Annotated in this window: 3 protein-coding genes; all 3 read right to left on the bottom strand. The window is 68.6% G+C overall.

All coding sequences use genetic code 11. The features are described from left to right. On the bottom strand, positions 1–937 hold a 937-nt coding region (locus tag ACIPIA_RS14275), incomplete at its 3' end, for an acyltransferase family protein (RefSeq protein WP_400510502.1). A 38-nt stretch (positions 938–975) separates the two neighbouring features. Next, positions 976–1,980 carry a glucokinase gene (locus ACIPIA_RS14270; protein WP_400510500.1) on the bottom strand — a complete coding sequence of 335 codons (1,005 nt, stop codon included), beginning with the start codon at positions 1,978–1,980 and terminating at the stop codon, positions 976–978. After that, on the bottom strand, positions 1,980–2,465 hold a 486-nt coding region (locus ACIPIA_RS14265; protein WP_400510498.1), incomplete at its 5' end, for a TIM barrel protein. The genes ACIPIA_RS14270 and ACIPIA_RS14265, both read right to left, overlap by 1 nt.

The following is a 2,465-nucleotide window of genomic DNA, read 5'->3' as shown; positions in this document are numbered from 1 at the left end:
CAGGCGCATAAAGTCCGATCCGCAGCGCCGCTTCCCGCATCCCGCGGATCACGAAAGGGTGGACGAGGTAAAGCGCATAGGAGGCGTTACCCACCGCGGCCAGCGCCTTGACCGGGCGGATCGGCACGATGCCCTCCCGGCCACAGCCGGCCGCGAGCATCAGCAGCACGGCCGCGCCACCGCGCCAGATCACGCTGCTCCACGGGCCGTCCGACCCAGGCCATTGGGCAGCCGTGACGAGCACGGCAACGCCCGCCGCCGCGACGAGGACGCGCATTGCGCCGTGAAGGCGAAAGCCCCTCTGGCGCAGCACGGCAATGCCCATGCCTGCTGCGAATTCGAGCACGATCGGCTGCCCCCAGAAAGAGAACGGCAGCCCCGGCGATCTCCCCAGATGTTCGCCTGCGACGAGAAGGGCGAGTACGGCTGCAACGGCCGGCAGGGTCCAGCGCATCGGCAGGGCGAGCCCGCCTGCGAACAGCACGTAGAACAGCATCTCGTAGTTCAGCGTCCAGCCCAGCGAGTAGACCGGCTGGACCAGGCCCTGTGTCGAGACCACCGGCCAGAACAGGTAGGAGCCGAGGATCTGCGTCAGATTGGGAGCGCCCGAATTGAGCACCGCCGGAACGGCGAGGCCAACCAGCAGGAACAACGTGGTCATCGCCCAGTAGAGCGGCACGATGCGCGCCAGCCGCCGCTTCAGGAATTCGCGCCAGGCCCCGGACCGTCCGAACAGATCCTGCGAGGCATGGACCATGATGAAGCCGGAGACGACGAAGAAGATGTCGACGCCGGCCATCCATGGAAGGACGTCGCTGCGGCTGAAGCTAAGCCCTGCCCGCGCAGCCAGGATGGCCGCGTCGGGCTGCACGTGGTGGATCGCAACCATGAAGGCTGCGAGCGCGCGCAGGACCTGGATCGAATGGATGGGCTGCACGCGAACCTGTCGGGGAGCAGTCGGATGAGCGGAGGCGCTCAGCCAAACCACAGCCGCTTCGGATCGTCGAGCCCGAAACGATGGAGATTGGCGGCGATCGCGGCGAGCCCCTGCTCGGCCGCGTCCTTCGCGGTGACGACATGCAGCGGGAAACGCCCGGCCAGATCCTCCATCGGCGGCTTGCCGGCGAAGGCCGCTCGGACCGCGCCCTTGTCGGCGAGCGACAGCAGATGCGGCGCAATCCCGCCGGCGATGAACACGCCGCCGGTCGCCTTGAAGACAAGGGCGAGATCGCCTGCGACCCGGGCCAGAAGGCGCCAGAAGCAAACGACCGCCATCAACGCGGCGGGATCGCCGTCATGGGCCAGCCGGGAAACATCCGCGGCACTGACCTCCGCCTCCAGCATGCCGGAGGTCCGCGCCACCGCCTTGTGCAGCCGCACCAACCCATCGCCGCTCAACAGATGCTCGACCGTCAGCCGCGGCAGGCCTTCACTGAGCGCGGGCCAGATCCGTTGCTCGGTCTGATCCTCAGGGCCGATACCGATATGGCCGGATTCGGTCGGGATCAGCATGCCGCGCTCGCCGCGCGTCAGCAGGGCGGCGGCCCCGAAGCCGGTGCCCGGGCCGAGGATCAGCCGCACGCCTTCCGGTTCGGGCTGCCCCTCGACCAAGGTGGCGACGTCGCCCGGTCCGAGAACGGCCAGCGAAGCCGCCAGCGCCTCGTAATCGTTGACGAGCAGGCCCTGGGTCAGCGCGAGCGCGCCCGCAAGCCGGGGCCCGTCGAAGCTCCAGACGGCGTTCGTCAATTGTGCGCGCCGTCCGTCGAGCGGCCCGGCGACGGCGAGCACGGCCGAGCGCGGCTTCTCCAGAACATTGGCCAGCACTTCGGAAAATGCCGCTTCCGCCGTCGGATAGCTGCCCGTGCCGATCCGCGCCAGCGGCTGGTGCGGACTGTCCGGCTCGGGGACCAGCGACAGCCGGCAATTGGTGCCGCCGATATCGGCGACCAGCACCGGATATGATATCGACGGCGGGCGCATCAGAGCGGCTTCCGCCAGGGCGCGAACCAGCCGAGCCCCTCGAGCGTGCCGTGCTCCGGCCGATACTCGCAGCCGACGAAGCCGTCATAGCCCAGCCCGTCGAGTTCGCCGAACAGCGTCGGATAGTCCGGCCCGGACGCGTCGGGCTCGTGCCGGCCATCGGCGCGCGCGATCTGGACGTGGCCCACCAGCGGATACAGCGCCTTGAGCCGCGCCGAGACTTCGCCGTGGATCAACTCGCAATGATACATGTCGAACTGCAGCCGGACGTTCGGCCGGCCGGATTCGCGGATATAGGCGGCGGCCTGATCGAAGTCGTTCAGGAAATAGCCGGGCATGTCCTTGCCGTTGATCGGCTCCAGCAGGAGGTCGATGTCGTGCTCGGCCAGTTGGTCGGCGGCATAGGCGAGCGAGGCCCGGTAGGTCTTCTGCGCGATGGGGTCGTTGGGATCGGCGAGACCCGCCATCATATGCAGGCGCCTGAC

This window comes from Allobosea sp. CER48 (assembly GCF_044752385.1).
In the GTDB taxonomy this organism is placed as follows: domain Bacteria; phylum Pseudomonadota; class Alphaproteobacteria; order Rhizobiales; family Beijerinckiaceae; genus Allobosea.
This window is presented reverse-complemented; position numbering and strand designations above follow the sequence as displayed.